26 protein-coding genes and 1 tRNA gene are annotated in these 17,051 nt (G+C 63.1%); 7 read left to right on the top strand and 20 right to left on the bottom strand.

The genetic code is table 11. The annotated features are described in order from the left end of the window. Nucleotides 1–2: 2 nt before the first annotated feature. Both AC1DT6_RS08620 and AC1DT6_RS08615 read left to right on the top strand, forming a co-directional pair. Entirely contained in the window at nt 3–416 is a 414-nt protein-coding gene (locus tag AC1DT6_RS08620; protein WP_441632575.1) for an ExbD/TolR family protein, read from the top strand. Between the two features lie 267 nt (nt 417–683). After that, entirely contained in the window at nt 684–1,016 is a 333-nt protein-coding gene (locus AC1DT6_RS08615) for a hemin uptake protein HemP (protein ID WP_441632573.1), read from the top strand. A 255-nt stretch (nt 1,017–1,271) separates the two neighbouring features. On the opposite strand, the gene AC1DT6_RS08610 is transcribed toward AC1DT6_RS08615, so the two are convergent. The 3 genes from AC1DT6_RS08610 to AC1DT6_RS08600 form a co-directional block, all read right to left on the bottom strand. Beyond that, nucleotides 1,272–1,679, bottom strand: coding sequence for a heme-binding protein (locus AC1DT6_RS08610; RefSeq protein WP_276287392.1), 408 nt, complete (start codon nt 1,677–1,679; stop codon nt 1,272–1,274). Between the two features lie 195 nt (nt 1,680–1,874). Then, nucleotides 1,875–2,132 (bottom strand): hypothetical protein, encoded by a 258-nt coding sequence (locus tag AC1DT6_RS08605; protein WP_276287391.1) that lies wholly within the window; start codon nt 2,130–2,132, stop codon nt 1,875–1,877. Nucleotides 2,133–2,412: 280 nt separating this feature from the next. Beyond that, entirely contained in the window at nt 2,413–2,757 is a 345-nt protein-coding gene (locus AC1DT6_RS08600) for a hypothetical protein (RefSeq protein ID WP_441632571.1), read from the bottom strand. 218 nt (nt 2,758–2,975) lie between these two features. Here AC1DT6_RS08600 and AC1DT6_RS08595 point away from each other — a divergent pair. Continuing rightward, nucleotides 2,976–3,062: transfer RNA gene (locus tag AC1DT6_RS08595), tRNA-Leu, on the top strand. A 56-nt stretch (nt 3,063–3,118) separates the two neighbouring features. Here AC1DT6_RS08595 and AC1DT6_RS08590 read toward each other — a convergent pair. Continuing rightward, nucleotides 3,119–4,210 (bottom strand): YeiH family protein, encoded by a 1,092-nt coding sequence (locus tag AC1DT6_RS08590; RefSeq protein WP_441632569.1) that lies wholly within the window; start codon nt 4,208–4,210, stop codon nt 3,119–3,121. Between the two features lie 125 nt (nt 4,211–4,335). Between AC1DT6_RS08590 and AC1DT6_RS08585 the strand changes: the two genes are divergently transcribed. Next, nucleotides 4,336–5,238: a LysR family transcriptional regulator gene (locus AC1DT6_RS08585; RefSeq protein WP_441632567.1), complete on the top strand. Its 903-nt coding sequence runs from the start codon at nt 4,336–4,338 to the stop codon at nt 5,236–5,238. 18 nt (nt 5,239–5,256) lie between these two features. On the opposite strand, the gene AC1DT6_RS08580 is transcribed toward AC1DT6_RS08585, so the two are convergent. The 4 genes from AC1DT6_RS08580 to AC1DT6_RS08565 all read right to left on the bottom strand — a co-directional run bounded on the left by AC1DT6_RS08580 (nt 5,257) and on the right by AC1DT6_RS08565 (nt 10,171). Next, nucleotides 5,257–6,495, bottom strand: a complete 1,239-nt coding sequence (locus tag AC1DT6_RS08580) for a cation:proton antiporter domain-containing protein (protein WP_441632565.1) — start codon at nt 6,493–6,495, stop codon at nt 5,257–5,259. A 492-nt stretch (nt 6,496–6,987) separates the two neighbouring features. Then, nucleotides 6,988–8,532, bottom strand: a complete 1,545-nt coding sequence (locus AC1DT6_RS08575; RefSeq protein ID WP_441632563.1) for a methyl-accepting chemotaxis protein — start codon at nt 8,530–8,532, stop codon at nt 6,988–6,990. Nucleotides 8,533–9,383: 851 nt separating this feature from the next. Beyond that, entirely contained in the window at nt 9,384–9,614 is a 231-nt protein-coding gene (locus tag AC1DT6_RS08570; RefSeq protein ID WP_441632561.1) for a hypothetical protein, read from the bottom strand. A gap of 68 nt (nt 9,615–9,682) precedes the next feature. Beyond that, nucleotides 9,683–10,171: a pilin gene (locus AC1DT6_RS08565; protein WP_477102371.1), complete on the bottom strand. Its 489-nt coding sequence runs from the start codon at nt 10,169–10,171 to the stop codon at nt 9,683–9,685. A 270-nt stretch (nt 10,172–10,441) separates the two neighbouring features. On the opposite strand from AC1DT6_RS08565, the gene AC1DT6_RS08560 reads away from it, so the two are divergent. From AC1DT6_RS08560 to AC1DT6_RS08550, 3 genes are read left to right on the top strand one after another with little or no spacing between them, the layout of a single operon-like run. Next, entirely contained in the window at nt 10,442–10,588 is a 147-nt protein-coding gene (locus tag AC1DT6_RS08560) for a glycoside hydrolase family protein (protein WP_441636911.1), read from the top strand. Then, entirely contained in the window at nt 10,582–10,800 is a 219-nt protein-coding gene (locus AC1DT6_RS08555) for an SOS response-associated peptidase family protein (protein WP_441636913.1), read from the top strand. Before AC1DT6_RS08560 ends, AC1DT6_RS08555 begins: the two co-directional genes overlap by 7 nt. 13 nt (nt 10,801–10,813) lie before the next feature. After that, complete coding sequence (locus AC1DT6_RS08550) at nt 10,814–11,218, top strand: hypothetical protein (RefSeq protein ID WP_441636914.1); 405 nt, start codon at nt 10,814–10,816, stop codon at nt 11,216–11,218. Nucleotides 11,219–11,238: 20 nt separating this feature from the next. Here AC1DT6_RS08550 and AC1DT6_RS08545 read toward each other — a convergent pair whose 3' ends face one another. The 12 genes from AC1DT6_RS08545 to AC1DT6_RS08490 form a co-directional block, all read right to left on the bottom strand. After that, the gene (locus AC1DT6_RS08545; protein WP_477114631.1) at nt 11,239–11,496 is read right to left on the bottom strand and encodes a hypothetical protein; all 258 of its coding nucleotides are present in this window, start codon (nt 11,494–11,496) and stop codon (nt 11,239–11,241) included. Then, nucleotides 11,493–11,894 (bottom strand): hypothetical protein, encoded by a 402-nt coding sequence (locus tag AC1DT6_RS08540; protein WP_477114630.1) that lies wholly within the window; start codon nt 11,892–11,894, stop codon nt 11,493–11,495. Before AC1DT6_RS08540 ends, AC1DT6_RS08545 begins: the two co-directional genes overlap by 4 nt. Next, nucleotides 11,894–12,310, bottom strand: coding sequence for a ubiquitination-like system serine protease family protein (locus AC1DT6_RS08535; RefSeq protein WP_477114629.1), 417 nt, complete (start codon nt 12,308–12,310; stop codon nt 11,894–11,896). The genes AC1DT6_RS08540 and AC1DT6_RS08535 overlap by 1 nt, the downstream gene beginning before the upstream one ends. Beyond that, the gene (locus tag AC1DT6_RS08530) at nt 12,271–12,552 is read right to left on the bottom strand and encodes a phage holin family protein (protein WP_309405163.1); all 282 of its coding nucleotides are present in this window, start codon (nt 12,550–12,552) and stop codon (nt 12,271–12,273) included. Before AC1DT6_RS08530 ends, AC1DT6_RS08535 begins: the two co-directional genes overlap by 40 nt. A gap of 13 nt (nt 12,553–12,565) precedes the next feature. Beyond that, on the bottom strand, nt 12,566–13,147 hold the full coding sequence (locus AC1DT6_RS08525; protein WP_477114628.1) for a glycoside hydrolase family 19 protein: 582 nt from the start codon (nt 13,145–13,147) through the stop codon (nt 12,566–12,568). 234 nt (nt 13,148–13,381) lie between these two features. After that, nucleotides 13,382–13,699, bottom strand: coding sequence for a DUF551 domain-containing protein (locus AC1DT6_RS08520; RefSeq protein WP_441636924.1), 318 nt, complete (start codon nt 13,697–13,699; stop codon nt 13,382–13,384). 11 nt (nt 13,700–13,710) lie between these two features. Then, nucleotides 13,711–14,034, bottom strand: coding sequence for a hypothetical protein (locus AC1DT6_RS08515; protein ID WP_477114627.1), 324 nt, complete (start codon nt 14,032–14,034; stop codon nt 13,711–13,713). A 7-nt stretch (nt 14,035–14,041) separates the two neighbouring features. Next, nucleotides 14,042–15,250 (bottom strand): phage head spike fiber domain-containing protein, encoded by a 1,209-nt coding sequence (locus AC1DT6_RS08510; RefSeq protein WP_477114626.1) that lies wholly within the window; start codon nt 15,248–15,250, stop codon nt 14,042–14,044. 3 nt (nt 15,251–15,253) lie between these two features. Beyond that, nucleotides 15,254–15,385: a hypothetical protein gene (locus AC1DT6_RS08505; protein WP_477114625.1), complete on the bottom strand. Its 132-nt coding sequence runs from the start codon at nt 15,383–15,385 to the stop codon at nt 15,254–15,256. 77 nt (nt 15,386–15,462) lie between these two features. Further along, entirely contained in the window at nt 15,463–15,729 is a 267-nt protein-coding gene (locus tag AC1DT6_RS08500; protein ID WP_441636932.1) for a spike base protein, RCAP_Rcc01079 family, read from the bottom strand. A 60-nt stretch (nt 15,730–15,789) separates the two neighbouring features. Further along, a complete protein-coding gene (locus tag AC1DT6_RS08495) occupies nt 15,790–16,392 on the bottom strand; it encodes a phage tail assembly chaperone (protein WP_441636934.1) in 603 nt (200 codons plus the stop codon). An 8-nt stretch (nt 16,393–16,400) separates the two neighbouring features. Next, complete coding sequence (locus tag AC1DT6_RS08490; protein WP_441636936.1) at nt 16,401–17,039, bottom strand: phage tail protein; 639 nt, start codon at nt 17,037–17,039, stop codon at nt 16,401–16,403. Nucleotides 17,040–17,051: the final 12 nt, after the last annotated feature.

Genomic DNA, 17,051 nt, shown 5'->3' with positions numbered 1-17,051 from the left:
TCATGGCATTCGGCACCCTCGATTCGGACGATGACGAAGTAATGAGCGAAATCAACATGACGCCGCTGGTCGACGTCATGCTGGTGCTGCTGATCATCTTCATCATCACCATTCCCGTGATCAACCACGCGGTCAAGATCGACCTCCCGCGGGCGACCAACACGCCCAACGATCCCAAGCCGCAGAACATCAACCTGTCAATCGATGCCAACGGCAAGGTCTTCTGGAACCAGGCGGAAGTAGACGAGCCGACGCTTGAGGCCAACATCGCCCAGGCCGCGCAGCAGCAGCCGCAGCCGGAGCTGCACCTGCGCGCCGATCGCGATGTGCGCTACGAGCGCGTGGCGGAAGTCATGGCCGCCGCGCAGCACGGCGGACTCGGCAAGATCGGGTTCATCACCGAACCCAAGCACTGACGGCTTGAACGCGCCGCATCCGCTGGAGCGGCAGCGCAACAGGCACAAAAAGGGCACTCCATGAAGTGCCCTTTTTGTTTGCCTGGAAAATGCGCCTTATGCCACTTATAGCGGCGCCGGAATGCAGGTTCGGCCGAGGCCATCCGCAATCAAAAATCTCTATTGTAATGATAACAATTCTCATTTAAGATTGAGCGACCTTGAACCCGGTCGTGGCAATACGCAGTCCCGCGTTGACACCACGGACCACCGGACCGGAGCCCACCGATGAGCACCCTGACCCTGCCGCTGTCGCAACCGCATGAAGTCACCCGCCGCCGCCTTTCCCTGCGCCGGGTTGAAGTCACCCCCAGCAAGCCTGCACAAGCGCGCCGCGAGAACCCGGCCAGCGCGGCGATCGAATCGATGAAATCTGCCGTAGCCGGCCTGCCCGCCCGGCTCGAAGCCCTGGTGCGCGATAGCCTCTCCGCGGCGCCGGCGGGCGATGCGGTGCCACTGGAGACGCTGATGCGCGGTAACAACCTGCTGCCCATCCTGCATAACGGCGAGGTCTACACGCTGCGCATCACCCGTTACGGCAAGCTGATTCTGACCAAGTAGTCGCACGGCGACGCGCCCTGCGCAAGCGTTCCCAGCCGCCCTGGCAACGGCCATGCAGCAGGTAGACGATGCGACGATGGAATGATGCGATGAGGGGAGTCTGGCTACCGGAACCGGCGCCTGGCAGCGAAACCCGTCGACAGGCTTCAGCATCGGGAAAGACAAGGACTTTCGTCCGCAACGAGAGGCGGATGCCGCGACAGTGAGCCTGGCTCACTGTCGGCACTACACTCTGCTCTGGCTCGCAGACGAGTCTCAGACGCCCAGGGCGGCGATACCCGCGCGCGCGATCTGCGCGTCTTCGGTCGACTTCACGCCCGACACGCCAACCGCACCCACGACCTGGTCATTAACCACGATAGGCACACCACCCTCCAGCATGCCTTGCATCACAGGCGCGGTCATGAACGAGTGGCGGCCGTTGTTGATCATGTCTTCGTAGACCTTCGACTCGCGACGGCCCAGCGACGACGTACGTGCCTTCTCGGTAGCGATATAGCTCGAGATCGGCGCAGCGCCATCCAGGCGTTGCAGCGCCAGCAGGTGGCCGCCGTCGTCCACGATGGCGATCGACACCGCCCAGTGGTGATTCTTGGCCTCGAGCTCGGCTGCGGCCAGCACCTTCTTCACATCATCTGCCGTCAGCACGGTTTTTTGCTGCATACCACTCTCCTCGAAAATCGTTTCAATGAGCCGGAAGTATAGCGCCACGGCCCTTGGCATGACCATGGGCCCGGCGGTCCGCGCCAAGCCCGTAAAAAGCAAAAGACCCGCGCCTGGCGGGTCTTTTGCATTACTACGGTTGCCGTGTGCGGACTGCCGTGGCCCTCAGGCGCCACGGACTTGCGTCCCACGAACTCAGGCTCCGTCGCTGAACTGGTCGCGGCGATCGCCTACCTTGGCGCCGTCGGTGAACGGATCCACCTTGCGAGCGCCGTCGGTGAAAGGATCGACCTTGCCCATCTTGGCGCCATCGGTGTAGGCATCGACCTTGCCAATCTTGGCGCCATCGGTGTACGGGTCACGCTTGTTGACGCCTGCGGCAAAAGCGGATGCGGAGAGTGCGGTGAGGGCGGTCAGTGCTGCAATCGCCACCAGGGTGTTCTTGATTTTCATGGGCGGGTCCTCTTGGGAATCGTGCTGGCTGGAAGGGCACCGGATGCGATAGCTTGCGGAATCTTTTCATCACGGTGTCACAGCAGCAGTATAGGTGGAAACCCTAATAAAGATATGAGCAACGGTTTGATCTGACTCTTCAAATTTTTTGACCCCACTCCCGACTATGGAACCTTAGCCGTCTAGCCGCGCCCAGTTTGCCTTTCCAAGCTGCACCCGAAATACAAAAGGGCCCCGGAGGGCCCCTTTTAACAACCTGCGTGGCGCAGGTCATTCATGCTTATCGCCAGTGGCGGTGGTCATGCCCATGCCCATGCCCCGGTGGGCCATAGTAGCCTCGTCCGTAATAGCCTCGGCCATAGTAGCGCGGACCGTAGTAGGCAGGGCCAGGGCCGTAATAGACGGGGGCCGGACGCACCACGACCGGGGGCGGTCCGTAGTAGACCGGCGCCGGTGCCATGACCACGGGCGGCCCGGCGACATAGGCAGGCGGCGGATAATAAGCCGGGCCACCCACGACCACGCCGGGCACACCGATCGCCACGCCAACGCTCACGTGAGCCATTGCCGCACCCGATGCCAGCGCTCCAAGCAAAGCGAGTCCTGCGAGCAACCAACGTTTCATGATCCTTGCCTCTTGCAAGTCGTTATTCGATAAGGCGTATTGTAGGATCCTGGAAATTTCCAGGTGAAACCGAGGACGCTACATTGTTACCAGGCGTAACAATAGACACTTAGGACACTTAGCCGCGTTCCGCCCCTGCACTTGGCACCAATCCCGGCAGACACCCGCGCGGAGCTTGCATCACCGCGCCCAACCGACCACAATATCGGGCTTGCCGTGCGGCCGTGGAGAAATTGGTAGACTCAGCAGACTTAAAATCTGCCGCCTTTACGGGCTTACGGGTTCGACCCCCGTCGGCCGCACCAGCATCCACCTCGCCAGGCCAGCCCAACGCATCCAACCCGCGACGCCATTGGCCCGATCAGGCCACCACCGCGCACAGCAGCGCCCCTCCCACCACCAGAAATACAAACAGCAGGCCAGCCAGCACAAGTGGCTTGCGTCCGGCGCGCAGCAAGGTGCCGATGCGGGTGTGCAGGCCAATCGCCAGCATCGCGCAAGCGAGCAGCCAGTTATCGAACGCCAGCAGGGTGGGCTTCCAGTCCTCGGGCACAAGGCCGGCGGAATGCACCGCCATGACCGCCACGAAGCCCACGGCGAACCATGGCACGGCCTTCAGGATCGCGCCCCAAGGCCGCGCGCCGGTTGCCCTTTCACCCTCGGCCCCGGGGGCACCCTTCGGCCACAGCGCGAGCACCAGCAGCAACGGCCCCAGCGCCAGTACGCGCACCATCTTCGTGACTACCGCGGCGTCCGCGGTGGCATCGCTGACCATCTTGCCCGACGCGATTACCTGAGCCACCTCGTGCAGGGTGGCGCCAGTATAGATACCGAACGTGCGCTCACTGATTGCCAGGTGCCAGTGCTGCGTGGCCAGTTCAAACAGATAGGGATACAGCAGCATGCCCGCCGTGCCAAACAACACCACGGTGGCCACGGCGACAGCCGTCTGACGGTCGTCGGTGCGCACGACCGACGCGACCGCGATGGCCGCAGCGGCTCCACAGACCGCGCTGCCCGCGCTGACTAGGATCGCTTCCCGGCGGGTCAGTCCAAGCAGCGCGGAACCGATCCAGACGCCCAACAGCATGGTCGACACCAGCATGGCCAAAGGTACCAGCACGCCGGCAAGGCCAAGGTCGGCGATGGCGCCGAAGGTCAGCCGCAGGCCGTACAGCGCCACGCCGAGCCGCAGCAACTGCTGTCGCGCCAGTTGCATGCCGGGCCCCAGCGGGGTCAGCCAGCGTTGCGGCAAGGTATTTCCGGCCACCATGCCGGCAAACATGGCTAGCGTCAGCGCGCTCAAGCCGAGGTGCGAGAAGGCCGGGTGGGCCGAGAAGACCATGGCCAGCCAGGCGATGAAACCCAACGGCACCAGGGTCAGGATCCTTGTCGGCCATGATGGCGGCTGGGCGCCAAGACTGGCAACTGCGGTCGAAGAGGTGGTGGACATGGCGGGATCCCTTACCCCTGCAGCCGGAGGGCTTCGGGGCGCGAATTAAGCATGTCCCAAGCCTACTTAGCTGGCGAAAACCTGTAAAACAGGTAATATCGCTATACGTTACCTGAATTTCAGATATGAACCAGCGCCCTCTCCGCCTGACCCTGCGCCAGCTCTCCGTCTTTGTCGCGGTTGCGCAGCACGGCAGCACTGTCGCGGCGGCCGACGCGCTGGCGATGTCTCAATCCGCCGTGAGCGCGGCACTGGCAGATCTGGAGAGCGCGCTGGGCGGCGCATTGTTTGACCGGGTTGCGCGCCGCCTCAGCATCAATGAGACCGGCCGCCTGTTTTTCCCACGTGCGCTTTCGCTGCTGGATCAGGCCCATGAACTCGAGCGCTTCACCGTCCAGCCCGGCGTACAACTGCGCATTGCCGCCAGCAATACCATCGGCAGCTATATCCTGCCCGGCTTGCTCGCGGGCTTTCGGCACGCGCAGAGYGGGCCTTGCGCGCTCGACATGCGCATCGGCAACACCCGCGAAGTGCTGCAGGCGCTGCTCCAGTTCGAAGCGGATATCGGGCTGATCGAAGGCACCTGCCACGAGCGAGACTTGCGCAGCGCCCATTGGCGCGACGATGTGATGGTGGTAGTGGTCAGTCCCGCACACCCGCTGGCAAGCCGGCAGGGCGACCTTGAAGCCTTGCGCGATGCGGACTGGATTGTGCGCGAACCCGGCTCGGGGACACGYGAGATCATCGAGCAACGCCTGGCCCCGCTCTTGGGCGAACTGCGTTTTGCCCTGGAACTGGGCAATTCCGAGGCCATCAAACGCGCCGTGATGAGCGGCTATGGTGTGAGCTGCCTGTCACTGCAAGTCGTGGAGGACGAATTGCAGCGGGGTACCCTGGTAGCGCTGCGCGAAGGCTTGCCCGAGGTAGTGAGACCGTTGCATCTGGTGGTCCACCAGGACAAATACCCGACGCAGGGCCTGCTGGCCTTCACCGAGTATCTCCGCTGCGACGCTGCCGGCGGCCACTGAACGGCCGCGCTCCCGCGCTCAGGCCGCCTGCGGATCACCCTCGCCCGCTTGCCTGGCGTTGTAGCGGTCGAGCAGGTGGAACAACAATGGATTGAGCACGATGGACAGCAGCGCGCCAGCCAGGATGAGCGCCTGCCCGCGCTCGGGCAGGATCTTCAGGTAGACGCCAAGGCCGGCAAGGATAAAGGAGAACTCGCCGATCTGAGCCAGGCTGACCGCGATGGTCATGCCGGTGCGGGTGGAATGCCCGAACACCCGCACGATGCAAAGCGCGGCGAGCGATTTACCCACCACGATGATAAACAGCGTGGCCAGTACGCCCCAGGGATCGGTGATCAGCACCATGGGGTTGAACAACATGCCGACCGAAACGAAGAACAGCACCGAGAACGCATCGCGCAGCGGCAGCGACTCCTCGGCCGCGCGATGGCTGAACTCGGACTCCGCCAGCACCATGCCGGCAAAGAACGCGCCAAGCGCGAACGACACGCCAAACAGTGAATAGGCGCCGAAGGCCACGCCAAGCGCGGTAGCCAGCACCGCGAGCCGGAACAGTTCACGGCTGCCGGTCCAGACGATGCGTTCCAGCATCCACGGAATAAAGCGTCGGCCGATCACCAGCATGACGGCGACGAAGGCGGCCACCTTGCCCAGGGTGGCAAGCACGGTGAACAAGATCTCGCCCGAGCCTGGCACGGCGGCATCCTGGCCCGCCACATCGCCAGACGGCATCAGCAATCCTGCGAGTGCCGGCAGCAGAACCAGCGTCAGCACCATGGCCAGGTCTTCCACGATCAGCCACCCGACCGCAATCCGGCCCTGCGGCGACTCAACCAGTTCGCGCTCCTGCAGCGCCTTGAGCAGCACCACGGTGCTCGCCACTGAAAGCGCCAGCCCAAAGACCAGGCCAGGCCCCCACTCCCACCCAAAGCCCCAGGCCGCGCACATGCCAAGCATGGTGGCGATGGCGATCTGCACCACAGCGCCAGGAATGGCGATCTTCTTCACCGCCATCAGGTCCTTGAGGGAAAAATGCAGCCCAACGCCGAACATCAGCAGGATCACCCCTAGCTCCGCCAGCTGGGGAGCCAGCGCCTGGTCAGCGGTATAGCCCGGTGTATGCGGTCCAACCACGATCCCCGCGCACAGGTAGCCGATCAGCGGTGGCAGCTTGAGCCGGTTGGCCAGCGCGCCAAGAATAAACGCCAGGACGAGGCCGCCGACGATGGTGCTGATGAGCGGGGTAGCGTGATGCATGCGTTCTGGGTTCCTCGTAGGTGGCCATGACGGCGTTGACTGGATGACCTCGCCCGCCCTCCCCGGCAAGAGCCCGGCGGGGACCACAAAGCAACCCCTTGCCTTCCTTGCGGCGTCGAGCGCCGCGCAGTGGCCAGGAGGTACCGCGCTGATTGAGGGAAAACGGGAACGGGAGTCTTACAGGGCCCGGGGGCAATCGCGTGGCAGTGGTCCATCCGGACAATGGCGCACAGTTCAGGCCAGATATCCCCCGAACGCCCCGCGAAGACTACGATATGGAATGTAACACGATCATCACTGCGGCAAAGCGGGGAATCGGGCCGGATGTGGCCCTTTAATGTTCCGGCTTATGAACACGGCACCGAATGGACTCGTGTCGAAGGTGCGGTCCGCTGTGGTCACCACCCGGAAGGAAGTCAGCGGGACCGCGTGCCAGGCCCGGAAACCGGCCGGACATGGCGTCCGGCACCACCGGGCCTGGCCCTCCCTTTGCTAGTTAGCAGCCAGCCGGAACGTCGCCACCGTATCGCGCAGCTTGTGGGCCTGCTCATCCAGCGACTGCGCAGCCGCGGCCGCCTGCTCCACCAGGGCGGCGTTCTGCTGCGTCACCTGGTCCATCTGCCCGACAGCCTGGTTGACCTGCTCGATCCCGGTGCTCTGTTCGCTGGAAGCCGCGGCAATCTCGCCGATGATGTCCGACACTCTTTTCACGGCCACGCGGATCTCATTCATGGTTCGCCCGGCATCTTCCGCCTGCGCCGAGCCGGTGCTTACCGTGTTGACCGCGGTATCGATCAGGTCCTTGATCTCCCTGGCCGCGCTGGATGAACGCTGCGCCAGGCTCCGCACCTCGCCCGCCACCACCGCGAAACCGCGCCCCTGTTCGCCGGCACGCGCCGCTTCCACGGCGGCATTGAGCGCCAGGATGTTGGTCTGGAAGGCAATGCCTTCGATCAGCGAGGTAATTTCGGCGATGCGGGTGGAACTCGTGCTGATCACACCCATGGTATCCACCATCTGCTGCACCGCCGTGCTGCCGCGCACCGCCACGTCGGCGGCATTGTCCGCCAGGCCGCTGGCCTGGCGCGCGTTTTCGGCATTCTGCCGCACGGTCACCGCCAGCTCCTCCATGCTCGCCGCGGACTGCTCCAGCGCTGCCGCCTGCTGTTCCGTGCGCGAGGAAAGGTCCGCATTGCCGGCGGCGATCTGATGGGCCGCCGTGCTCACCGAATCGGTCGACATGCGCACCTCCGACAGCGCCGAGGCGACGTGCTCGATCAATTCGTTGAAGGCAATCGCCGTCCGCCCGATCTCATCGTTGTGCCGCACCGATGCGCGCCGCCCAAGGTCGAGCGACTCGCTGACGTAGTGCAAGGTCTGCTCGATCTCCGCCAGGCTGCCGTGGATTCGGCGATAGAGCGAAAAACCCATCGCGCCGGTGATCACGAAGGCGGCCCCGATAATCGCGCAGAACACCGTCAGCGCCAGTTCGTACGCCTTGCGGTTGTTCTCGGCCACCTGCTTGCCCAAGGCGGCGTTGTAGGCAACGTGTTCGTTGATGGCCGTGCCCAGCGCCGTCGCGGCCTTGAAGAGCGAGCCACCCAGCAACATGCCCCGCGCCGCCTCGGCATCGCCCTCCGCAGACTTCTCCAGGAAACGCTCCCGCTCCACCCGGTACCGCTTCACCGCGGCCCGGTCGGCTTCCAGCAGCGCCCGGTCCTTCTCATCCGAGATGTCGTTGCGTTCGTAGGTGGCAACAATCGTATCGAAAGCCTGGTCAGCCTTCGCTAAAGCCGCCACGGCTTCCGCGCGCCCGCTCGCCTCGTCCGACAGGGCATAGGCGTAGAGCGATACGCGCATGCCGTTGACATTGGCCCAGAGGTCATCCAGCGTGCGTACGCTGACCAGCGTGTTGTCGTTGAAGTAGGAAAAGCGCTCCTGCGATGCGCGGAGTTGCCAGATGCCGCCGACACCGAGGGCAAGTATGGCGAACAAGGCCAGCGACAAGGTGGCCAGCAGGCGTTGAGTGATATTCATTACGCATAGCCGGCGCCCGCCACAGGGCGGGCACCGATTCCTGGAAAGGAGGATGTTGAAATGACGCCCACGGGTCGCGTGCACGGCTCCTGCCGCGCCAAACCACCCACAAGCCCAGACAAATCTACTTTCGAAGCGCGCTTGCGAAGACTTCAGATCCGGCGAACCGTCTTTTGAACGGGTCTTACCTCCGTCTTTACGGCATCCGGTGGCATTTGCTGAAGCAAAAATGCCAGAAAACAGAAAATAAACGACGATAATAGGATAAGTCCTAAAAATAGCGAATGATAGGCGACAAAAGGAAGCAATGAACTGACAGCGCCAGGAGGTGCCGCTAGAGCCCAGGCAACGGTGCTGGCATGCGGGACGAGCAGCGCGGGGAGGGGGAACAGGAACGAGCAAGACGGAATTTGCCAGACAGTCGATGGGGCGAAAAGAGGGAGCAGGAGGACGAGTTCACGCGGCCAGACAAGCTTGTCCCTTTAGGAGCACAGGAACCCCGGGGAGACTTCGCCCTATTTACCAGCGAGTGCCGCCACTTGGTTCGCTAAAAAGCAAAAGCGCCACCGATTAGGGCAGCGCTAAGTGCTTAACGATCTAAGCGGCGATCAGAGTTGAACTGGCGAACACGGCTTTGCAGGCCGCCCGTCGTTTTATAAATCAATGATTTACCGCAATGCACCCCGTAGCGCGCCCCGCGTGAGCTGGCTGTGTGCGCCACGCAACAATGGGCCTTTTGTGTCCTGCTCGCTTTCCCTTGTTTTAAGATACTTCAGTGCCAATTCGTCGGCAGGCGCGCCGCGGAACACGACCCCCAATGGTTCATGAAGCAATAGCGGGCCTTTTTACATTCAGCCCTTGTCCGCTGGCGCCTCTGCCGCGAAGAGCAAGCGAGCAACCTGCTCCACAAGGCCGAGGGGCGCACCGTAGATCGTGGCCAGGGTACGCATCCGTTGCACTTCTTGCTCAATCTCGTCCGGCGTGCGCGCAGCCGCCAGCGTTGCCGCGAGCCTCATGCGCTCGCCAAGGAAATCCACCAGTTCTGCATCGAGCGACGCGATCATCTCAGTCGTAGTGGGCAAGGACAACATACTTCTCCGGAAATGAAAAAAGCGCCCGAAGGCGCTCACAAGCCAATACTCAGGTGTGATTAGCGGTTGGTAGCCGGCATAATATTCGTAGGAATGCTGTCAGTACCGATCTTACTGAACGAAACTTGGGTTCCGGTTGCGTCCGGAGCCCAATCTGCCTCGTAGATATAGCTGCCTACCTCAGATTTTCCGGTGAATTTAACATTCACCTTACCCGGAACTGCGGGAGGGCCGGCAGTGGCTGCCGTGCCAGTCAGAGCAACAGCGCCGGTCGCGTACTTGGGCGTCGGCAGAGAATTAATATTCAGCTCCGCAGCAGTATCACACAACGATCCATCACCAGCATTGACCTGAAGGCATTGGGAAACTGCAGTCTTGAGAGCGGCCAGATCGGCAATGTTGTTCTGCCATTTAGACTTCGTCACGTAGTCCTGATACTGCGGAATCGCGATCGCCGCCAAGATACCAATGATCGCGACCACGATCATCAGTTCGATCAGCGTGAAGCCCTTTTGTACCCGCTTGATTCCCATCCGTGCTTTTTTCATAAGATTGACCCCCAATTATTTGTAGGCAGCAATTTGCTGCGCAAACCTTATATGCAACCCTCGTGCCAGGCCAAATCTGGTCGAAAACCGCATCATTATGACAAAGTGTGTCAGTTGTAACTCGATGTATCAGGCGCATCGTGACAAATCTTGTCAGTGCCCATGACGAATCCTGGCATGCGCATTAAGGCGCATTCACATCAGATTTTACCAGCTTCGATTTCCTCCCCCACCCCACAACGCTAGGCCGGGTACCTCGGCGCCGGCAGCATGCGCACGCTGCGCAAGCGGGTCAACGTGGGGCGGTGGGACGATGCGCCTGTGGAGTTCAGAAAGTGCGTCAGGGGCGGCGGGCGCGTGCTGCGTGGTTTGGTCCTGTGCAGGGAAGCCGAGGTTGCCCTGATCTCACCATGCTGACCATGAATTCGGACAAGCACCCGCTGATGAACCGCTTCCACGCTCCGGGCAAGGAAAAGCGCATGATCGTGATCGTGCCCACGGCGGAATGGGACGACTGGCTGACCTGCCGGGATCAGGAGCGGGCGCGCAGCTTCATGCGACCATATCCCGCAGAGTTGATGGATGGCGCGCCAGCTCCGAGGGCATCACGTACCACGACGGAAAAATAGGACCATAGCCCATATGACGCTCTCTTTTGCGCTACAAATTCTGTCCGCATGCATCGGCATACTTGGTTCTATATTTTTCGCCGTGGGCGTTGTCAAGCAGAGCCCAGCCAACATGGCAGAACTATCTGGCACCTACTGGGGTTGGAACCCCCATATGACCAAGGCTCTAGCTGCACAAAAGGCAGACTACGTATTTGGGGGCTGCCTTATCGTGGTTGCTTTTTCGGTGCAATACACTTCGCTCATTCCATGGACTGCGTCGGTCCCTCTGCCCGTAGCACAATCAACCGGGCTTGGGCTTGCATTTGCCCTAACCGTTGCCACTTTCTTTGCCCTTCGTTGGTTGAGTGCCCGCGTCGCAGGTAGGTATGAGCAGGACATTCGCACCATACTCGCCACCCGTGAAAAACCAGAGTAGCGCGCAGGTCTGCGACTACGTCACTGGCAGGCAGCCACCGCCGCCTCCAGCCTCACCTCATAGGCCGCCCGCTGCCGCACCTCCACCAGTGCCGCCCGCCCCTTCGTGAACACGTCGGCATCCGGGTCCACCTGCTCGAGTGCCCAGGCCGGCCGTGCGACCTGCGGAACCTTGCACGGCACCGCCACCGGCACCTCCACCGTCTTCGTCTGCGTGATCACCTGCGGCGCGCCAGCGCAGCCGGCCAGCAGCGTGCCCAGCACCAGAATGCTCTTCATCGCCCGGCCCTCCGTTCCTTGATCGCCTCGGTCAGCAGCTCGTCGAGCGAGCCGCACAGGTCGGCCGGCTTGCCCGGCGGCCGGCGCGCCAGTTCGGTGCCCTTACCCTCCGCCGCGGCGGCGCGGCTCTCGGCCTGGGCCAGTGCCGCAGCTACCCGGCTCGCGCGCTCGTCCGCCGCCGCCTTCAGCGCCGCCACGGCGCCGTTGGCCTTGTCCACGTCGGCGGCGCACCGCGCGTTGGCGTCCTGCACGCGGCCGGTGCGTTCGGTTGCAGCCTGCAGCGCCTTGGCGGCGGCGTCCGCACGCGGCGCGAAATACAGCAGGTAGGCCAGCACCACCGCCAGCACGGCGCCGAGCAGCGCCGCCACGCCGCAGGCGCGCCACGGAATCGTCGGCATCAGCATCCCCAACCCTCCGGAAATTCGGCCAGCGGCACAGTCTGCCCGGCCAGCGCGTGCGTGCAGTCGCCCAGAAACTGGATGCGGCCATCCGTCACGAAGCTGTGGCACACGCCACACTCGAAATCGCGCTCTTCGTCCGGGTGCTCGGCGTAGTAGGCGCACCAGCAGTCGCGGCCGGTCTCATGCCCGGGCACGTAGTGGCCGCTGCGCACCAGCACGCTGGGCGTGAATGACGGGCGCTCCACGTCACCGTTCCAGCCCCAGCGCGGGCCCGGCCCGTTGCCATGCTGAATCTGGTGAGACTGGCCGCAGCCGGGGCACCAGAAGGAAAGGCAGCCGGCTGTGGGCTGCCGCAGGACTTTCGATAGCGCGCTCACTTCGCCGCCCCCTGGCGCAGCTTGCGCTTCAGCCATACCTCGATGTACTGCGAACCCACAATGCCAAGGCCGCTGCCGATGCCGTAGAGCGCCAGCGGCGGCAGCTCCGGAAACTGGATCAGACCCACGCCGGCAATCATCGACGTGGCCGCGCCCAGCAGCGCCCGGCCAATGATTAGCCGGAAGGTCAGGTGTTCATCGCTCACAAGCAGCTTCCCCAGCGCGATCATCGCGCCCATTACGACCAGCATTGCCAGGCTCTTTTCGTGCTCTTGCATTTAACCCTCCCCGTTATCCCTTGATGAATTGCTTTGCGCGCGCCCAGCGCTCTTGGCGGTCGGCAAGCCCGTTGATGCCACCATTGATCCGTCGGGTCAGGGTTTCGAACGCCCCTGCATCCGCCAGCGCGTTCAGTCCCCTCGAATGCCAGAACCAGCACGCCGAGCGCGCGGCCAGCGCATCGCCCTCGAGCATGGCTGGTGTGGCCTGCAGGTCGAAGCCGAGCGCAGCGCCGCACGTGCGGTAGTTCGCGCGCCCGGTGATCTGGATAAGGCCCCGGCCCATGAAACGCTTGCCGTCGCCCGGTTGGCTGTTGCCCAGCTCGAACGGCTTCTGGTTGCGGCTGGCCCGATCCGCCGGCGGCCACGGCGCCGACAGGTCGCGCTCGTAGCGCATCTGCGCCGGCGTCGGGCCCCAGAGCTCGCGCGTGAGCGAGAAGCCCAGTGACTCGTGGCCGGTCTGCGCGATCCACGCGGCCACACGCGCCGGCGACAGGATCCCGAACTCGAAGAGCGCCGGCTCGATGTGTGGCCACCAGCGCGCGGCGAGCGCCGGCGACAGGCCCGCGGCGGCCYGGAAAGCTTGTTGGTCCATGCGGACTCCAGAAAAGGAAAAGCCCGCACGCGGCGGGCATTGACTGCATTTAGGGACACTTAGTCACGCAACTCTTACAAATTAAATGTTGTATATCAAATACTATTTTGATCTAATTCGTGCCGCGCGGCGCCTGCTGCGCTCCTTTTGTGCATTGACTTCTGTGCAAGACCGGCAACGATTTCCCGTCTCAGCCGGTCTTTTTTTGCAGACTCACTGTGCTACCGCCTTTGGCTACGCCAACGCCTTTTTGATGCTTTCGGCGGCGTCCTCAGTCGGCACCGCAAGCGGCATCCAGTGGGTTGCATCGCATACGTCCCAGACATAATCGCGACGATACAGAAAGAAGAAGCGAGCCTGGCCGTCTCGCTTATCGGTCTTGTACCTGACCGGCATCACCTCCACCTGCCCCCAACCGCCATAGTCGCTATACGTGTCATGGACCGGCCCCACGGCGAGCACGGCCTGCCCCTCTTCCGGCAGGCGCTCCGATACAGGGATCCACAGTTGCAGTAGCAGGCGCTGAGCGTGTGACAAGTCTTGATCGTCCATAGCTCTCTCCTTCATGCCCACACACGATACGGTGTGCCTGGCTCCGGTGCGACGACGATGCTTCCCAGCGCCGCCGTCTCGCCGGCGGATAGTGGGCGCTCCAGCCGCAGGTTCACATGCCACCCGGGCACAGCCGTCGGCGGCGTGATCACGTTGCCGTCGGCATCCCACTCGCCACCCTCGTAGATCGTGCCGATGGTCGAGAGGTTGACGCCCTCGGCGGGCATACGCACCGGCTCGCCGTCCTCGGTGTATTCGACCGTCAGGCCGGCGGCCAGCAGCGCCGCGCGCGTAGTGTCGCGGTCGGGACCGCGCAGGTAGTAGTCATGGAACATAGTCACCTCACGCGGAAAGAGTTTGCAGTTCGGCGTTCGTCTTGCGCACCGGGATGTAATCCAAACGCTGAAGACAGGAGTTAAAAGCCTCCGATCCTGCAGCATGGTTTGTCCCGCCGAGTCGGAGCATGGACATTCCTGTTGCAAGTCCAAGTGTCGAGCCCATCGTAACCGCCCCGCCGTTGACAGAGACGGCGAAATCATTCGCCTTATACGCCATGGCGATCTTCGCCGCAGAGCCGGCAGTAGGGAGAGCCCCGGCATTGATAGTTAATGGCACGTTGCTGACCGCCGACATGATGCGCAATCCGCCGGAGAGCACGTAGGCGATGAAGCGGTTCGCGATCGTCCCATCGTTCACATTGAAAATGCCTTGCGCGGTGCTCGCCGCCGGCGGAACAATGAACTTCGATATGAGCGTGCCTTCGGTCTGGTTGTAGGCGATCTTGCTCAGGTCGGTGATGGTCGCGTTGTCGGCGGCGCGGGTGGCTTGGGCCGTCGTCGTCACGATCGGCGATGACGGTAGGCTTCCCGCCTCCATCTGGAAGTGGTGCACGATCACGGACTTTCCTGTACCAGATGCAGAGCCGTCGGTGATCGTGTACGGGTACGCATTCAGCGTCTCCCCTCCGGCATTGGTGGTGGCAGTCCAGAGCAGGTAGACCGCTCCGCCGTTGGGGCCCGCGTTGGACAGCTTGGAAACGCCGTACGTGACCGTTCCAGTCCCGCTGGCGAGCGTCGCTACACCAGTCGTGAGATCCAGGTTGACCCCACCCCAAACGCCGGGGGTTCCAGACGTCTTGTAGAACACCAGCCGCGTGACAGCGCCAGCCACCGAGGCTGGGTCGGCCTCAACAATTGACCATTGGCACATTGCGCCAGTAGCCGTGAACTGCGTGCCGCCCGTCGTTGGCGAATTGGGGCCGCCTACGCCCTTCATGACGAAGCGAATTGCCTGCTGCCCCGACACCAGAGAAGCGGCATTCGTGATCGTGTAGTAGGTGGGCGCGCTAGCGGTGCCATACATACTCGGCCAGAGCAGATTCGTCCGCTGCTCCTCGATCAGCAGCCCTCGCACCGCAAGCGTCAGGGGATCGTAGTCCAAGCGCGGCGCGTTGGCCGCTGCCTGCACGAGCACCCCGCCGGGGCTGTAACTCCATCCGGCCGAGGCCCGCGTGAAGGTGATCAGGTCGGCGAAATTTCGATTGAAAAGCATCCTTTATCCCTTCGATTTGAATACGCCCGTGGTTCCATACGGCCAGCTCGGGTCATCGACCCACGCGCGATACACGTTGGCGGCAAAATCAAGAACCATCGTCGGCTCGTTGGCGGACGTGAAGTCCAGCAGCATCGTCCCGAACCTAACGTCATCGCCGTCGTACGCGCCAGCGCGCTTGCGGCAAGCCACTGACAATCCGAGACCGAGTCTCATAGGCCCACCAGGTCGAGTGCGGTGGTGCCGCTCGCATTGACGCGCCGTGCCCGGATCGGCAGGACCTCACCGGCCGCGCAATTCTTGAAAGTGACCGAAGTCCCGTCCGGGCGCACTGCGACGACGTCGCCACCGGTGCCGACGCGGATGCTGTTGGCGATCTCGGCAAAGTCGACTGTGTCGCTTGGGGTGATCGCGAAATAGGTTTCGGACGGCCCGGTAATGGCCTTGGCGCTGCTCGCAAACTTGTCGTTCGGCGGCATGGAGATCTCCAGAAACAATGAAGCCGCCCGGAGGCGGCTCTATGCGATGTTGGTGCGGCTTTACGCCGGCTTGACCGGCCAGTCGATGGTGCGCGGGAATCCTGCCTGGCTCGTGACCGCGCGCAGGGCCTTGCGGTACTGGCTCATAGCCTTCAGCAGAACCTCGTCAGCCGGATCCAGCTCGCCCAGCACGAAGCCGTCCATCAGGGGCGCGATCAGCCGGTCTGCCTCGGCCAGCAACGCGTCACGTCTCGCACGCACAGAAGCAGCGAGCTGCTCGGTCTCCAGCGCCACGTCCAACGTCCATTCCTCGTCGGCCCACTTGTGCGCGGGCGACGGGCGCGGCTCGTCGGTCAGGAATGCCGGCAGGTCGCCCAGGCCGGAGTACTCGGCCCCGAGCACGAACGGCGAGCCGTCGGCCGTGCGGAATAGCGGCTCGTCCCGGTAGTCGGGCGCAAGTGTCCAGGCACCGTCCGGCCAGTTCTGCGGTGGCCGCAGGTCCGCGCCCAGGTACAGCGCGACGCGGCGCGCGCCGGCGGCCGGCGGTGCATGCGGCGTGGCATAACCCGGCACGATCGGATCCTCCGGCTTGAGCGGGTTTTCGTCGGCCAGGCCGGCGCCAAGGAACTCGCCAGTGATCGGGTGATAGTTGTGGATGTTCATATCGGTCCTCAGTATTTGATCACGGCCAGCAGCGCGACGTTGCGAGGTCGCGTTTCTCCGCCGGTAATCGTGGCGCCGTCCGTGTTCGTGTTCACGATGGTGATATTCGAGCCGCCGCCACCAAGCCCATACACGTTGTATTGGATCGTGTGGTAGTGAGCGCGCTCGCCCTGCGCCTGTGCGCTACCGAAGACCCGGCTAGCGTCGACGCCACGGCTGTCGTCCCAGCCGCGCGGGAACTCGCCGCGCAGCTCGGGAAGGTTGAACGTCGTCGAGCCATCACCCGCGCCGAAGGTGGTGCCGATCTCCGCGTACAAGTCTGCATAGGTCGTACGCGATACTGCCGCGCCATTGCACTTCAGGTAGCCCGATGGCGCTGCACTCTTGCCGTGGTAAAAGACGGCGCCTGGCAGGATGTGGCCGAAATTCGGCACACCCAACAGCCCGATAGTGACCCATGCGGTATTGGCAGCGTTCCGCATTCGGAGCAGGCCCGCCCCCGCGTCAGCCCAGAACTGATACGCATAGGTCGTGGTCGGCGCAACGGAGCCGCCCTGGTTTTCTGCAATCGCCTTCAGTGCGGCGTTCAGGTCCGCGCGAAAAAGCGCCCCCGTCTGGTTGTCGAGAACCAGGTCGTGTTGAGACATGCTTACCTCTCG

The sequence above is a fragment of the Cupriavidus sp. 01L45 genome (assembly GCF_056399885.1).
The sequence above is the reverse complement of the archived record's forward strand: the minus strand, read 5'-3'. Positions and strand labels throughout refer to the sequence as shown.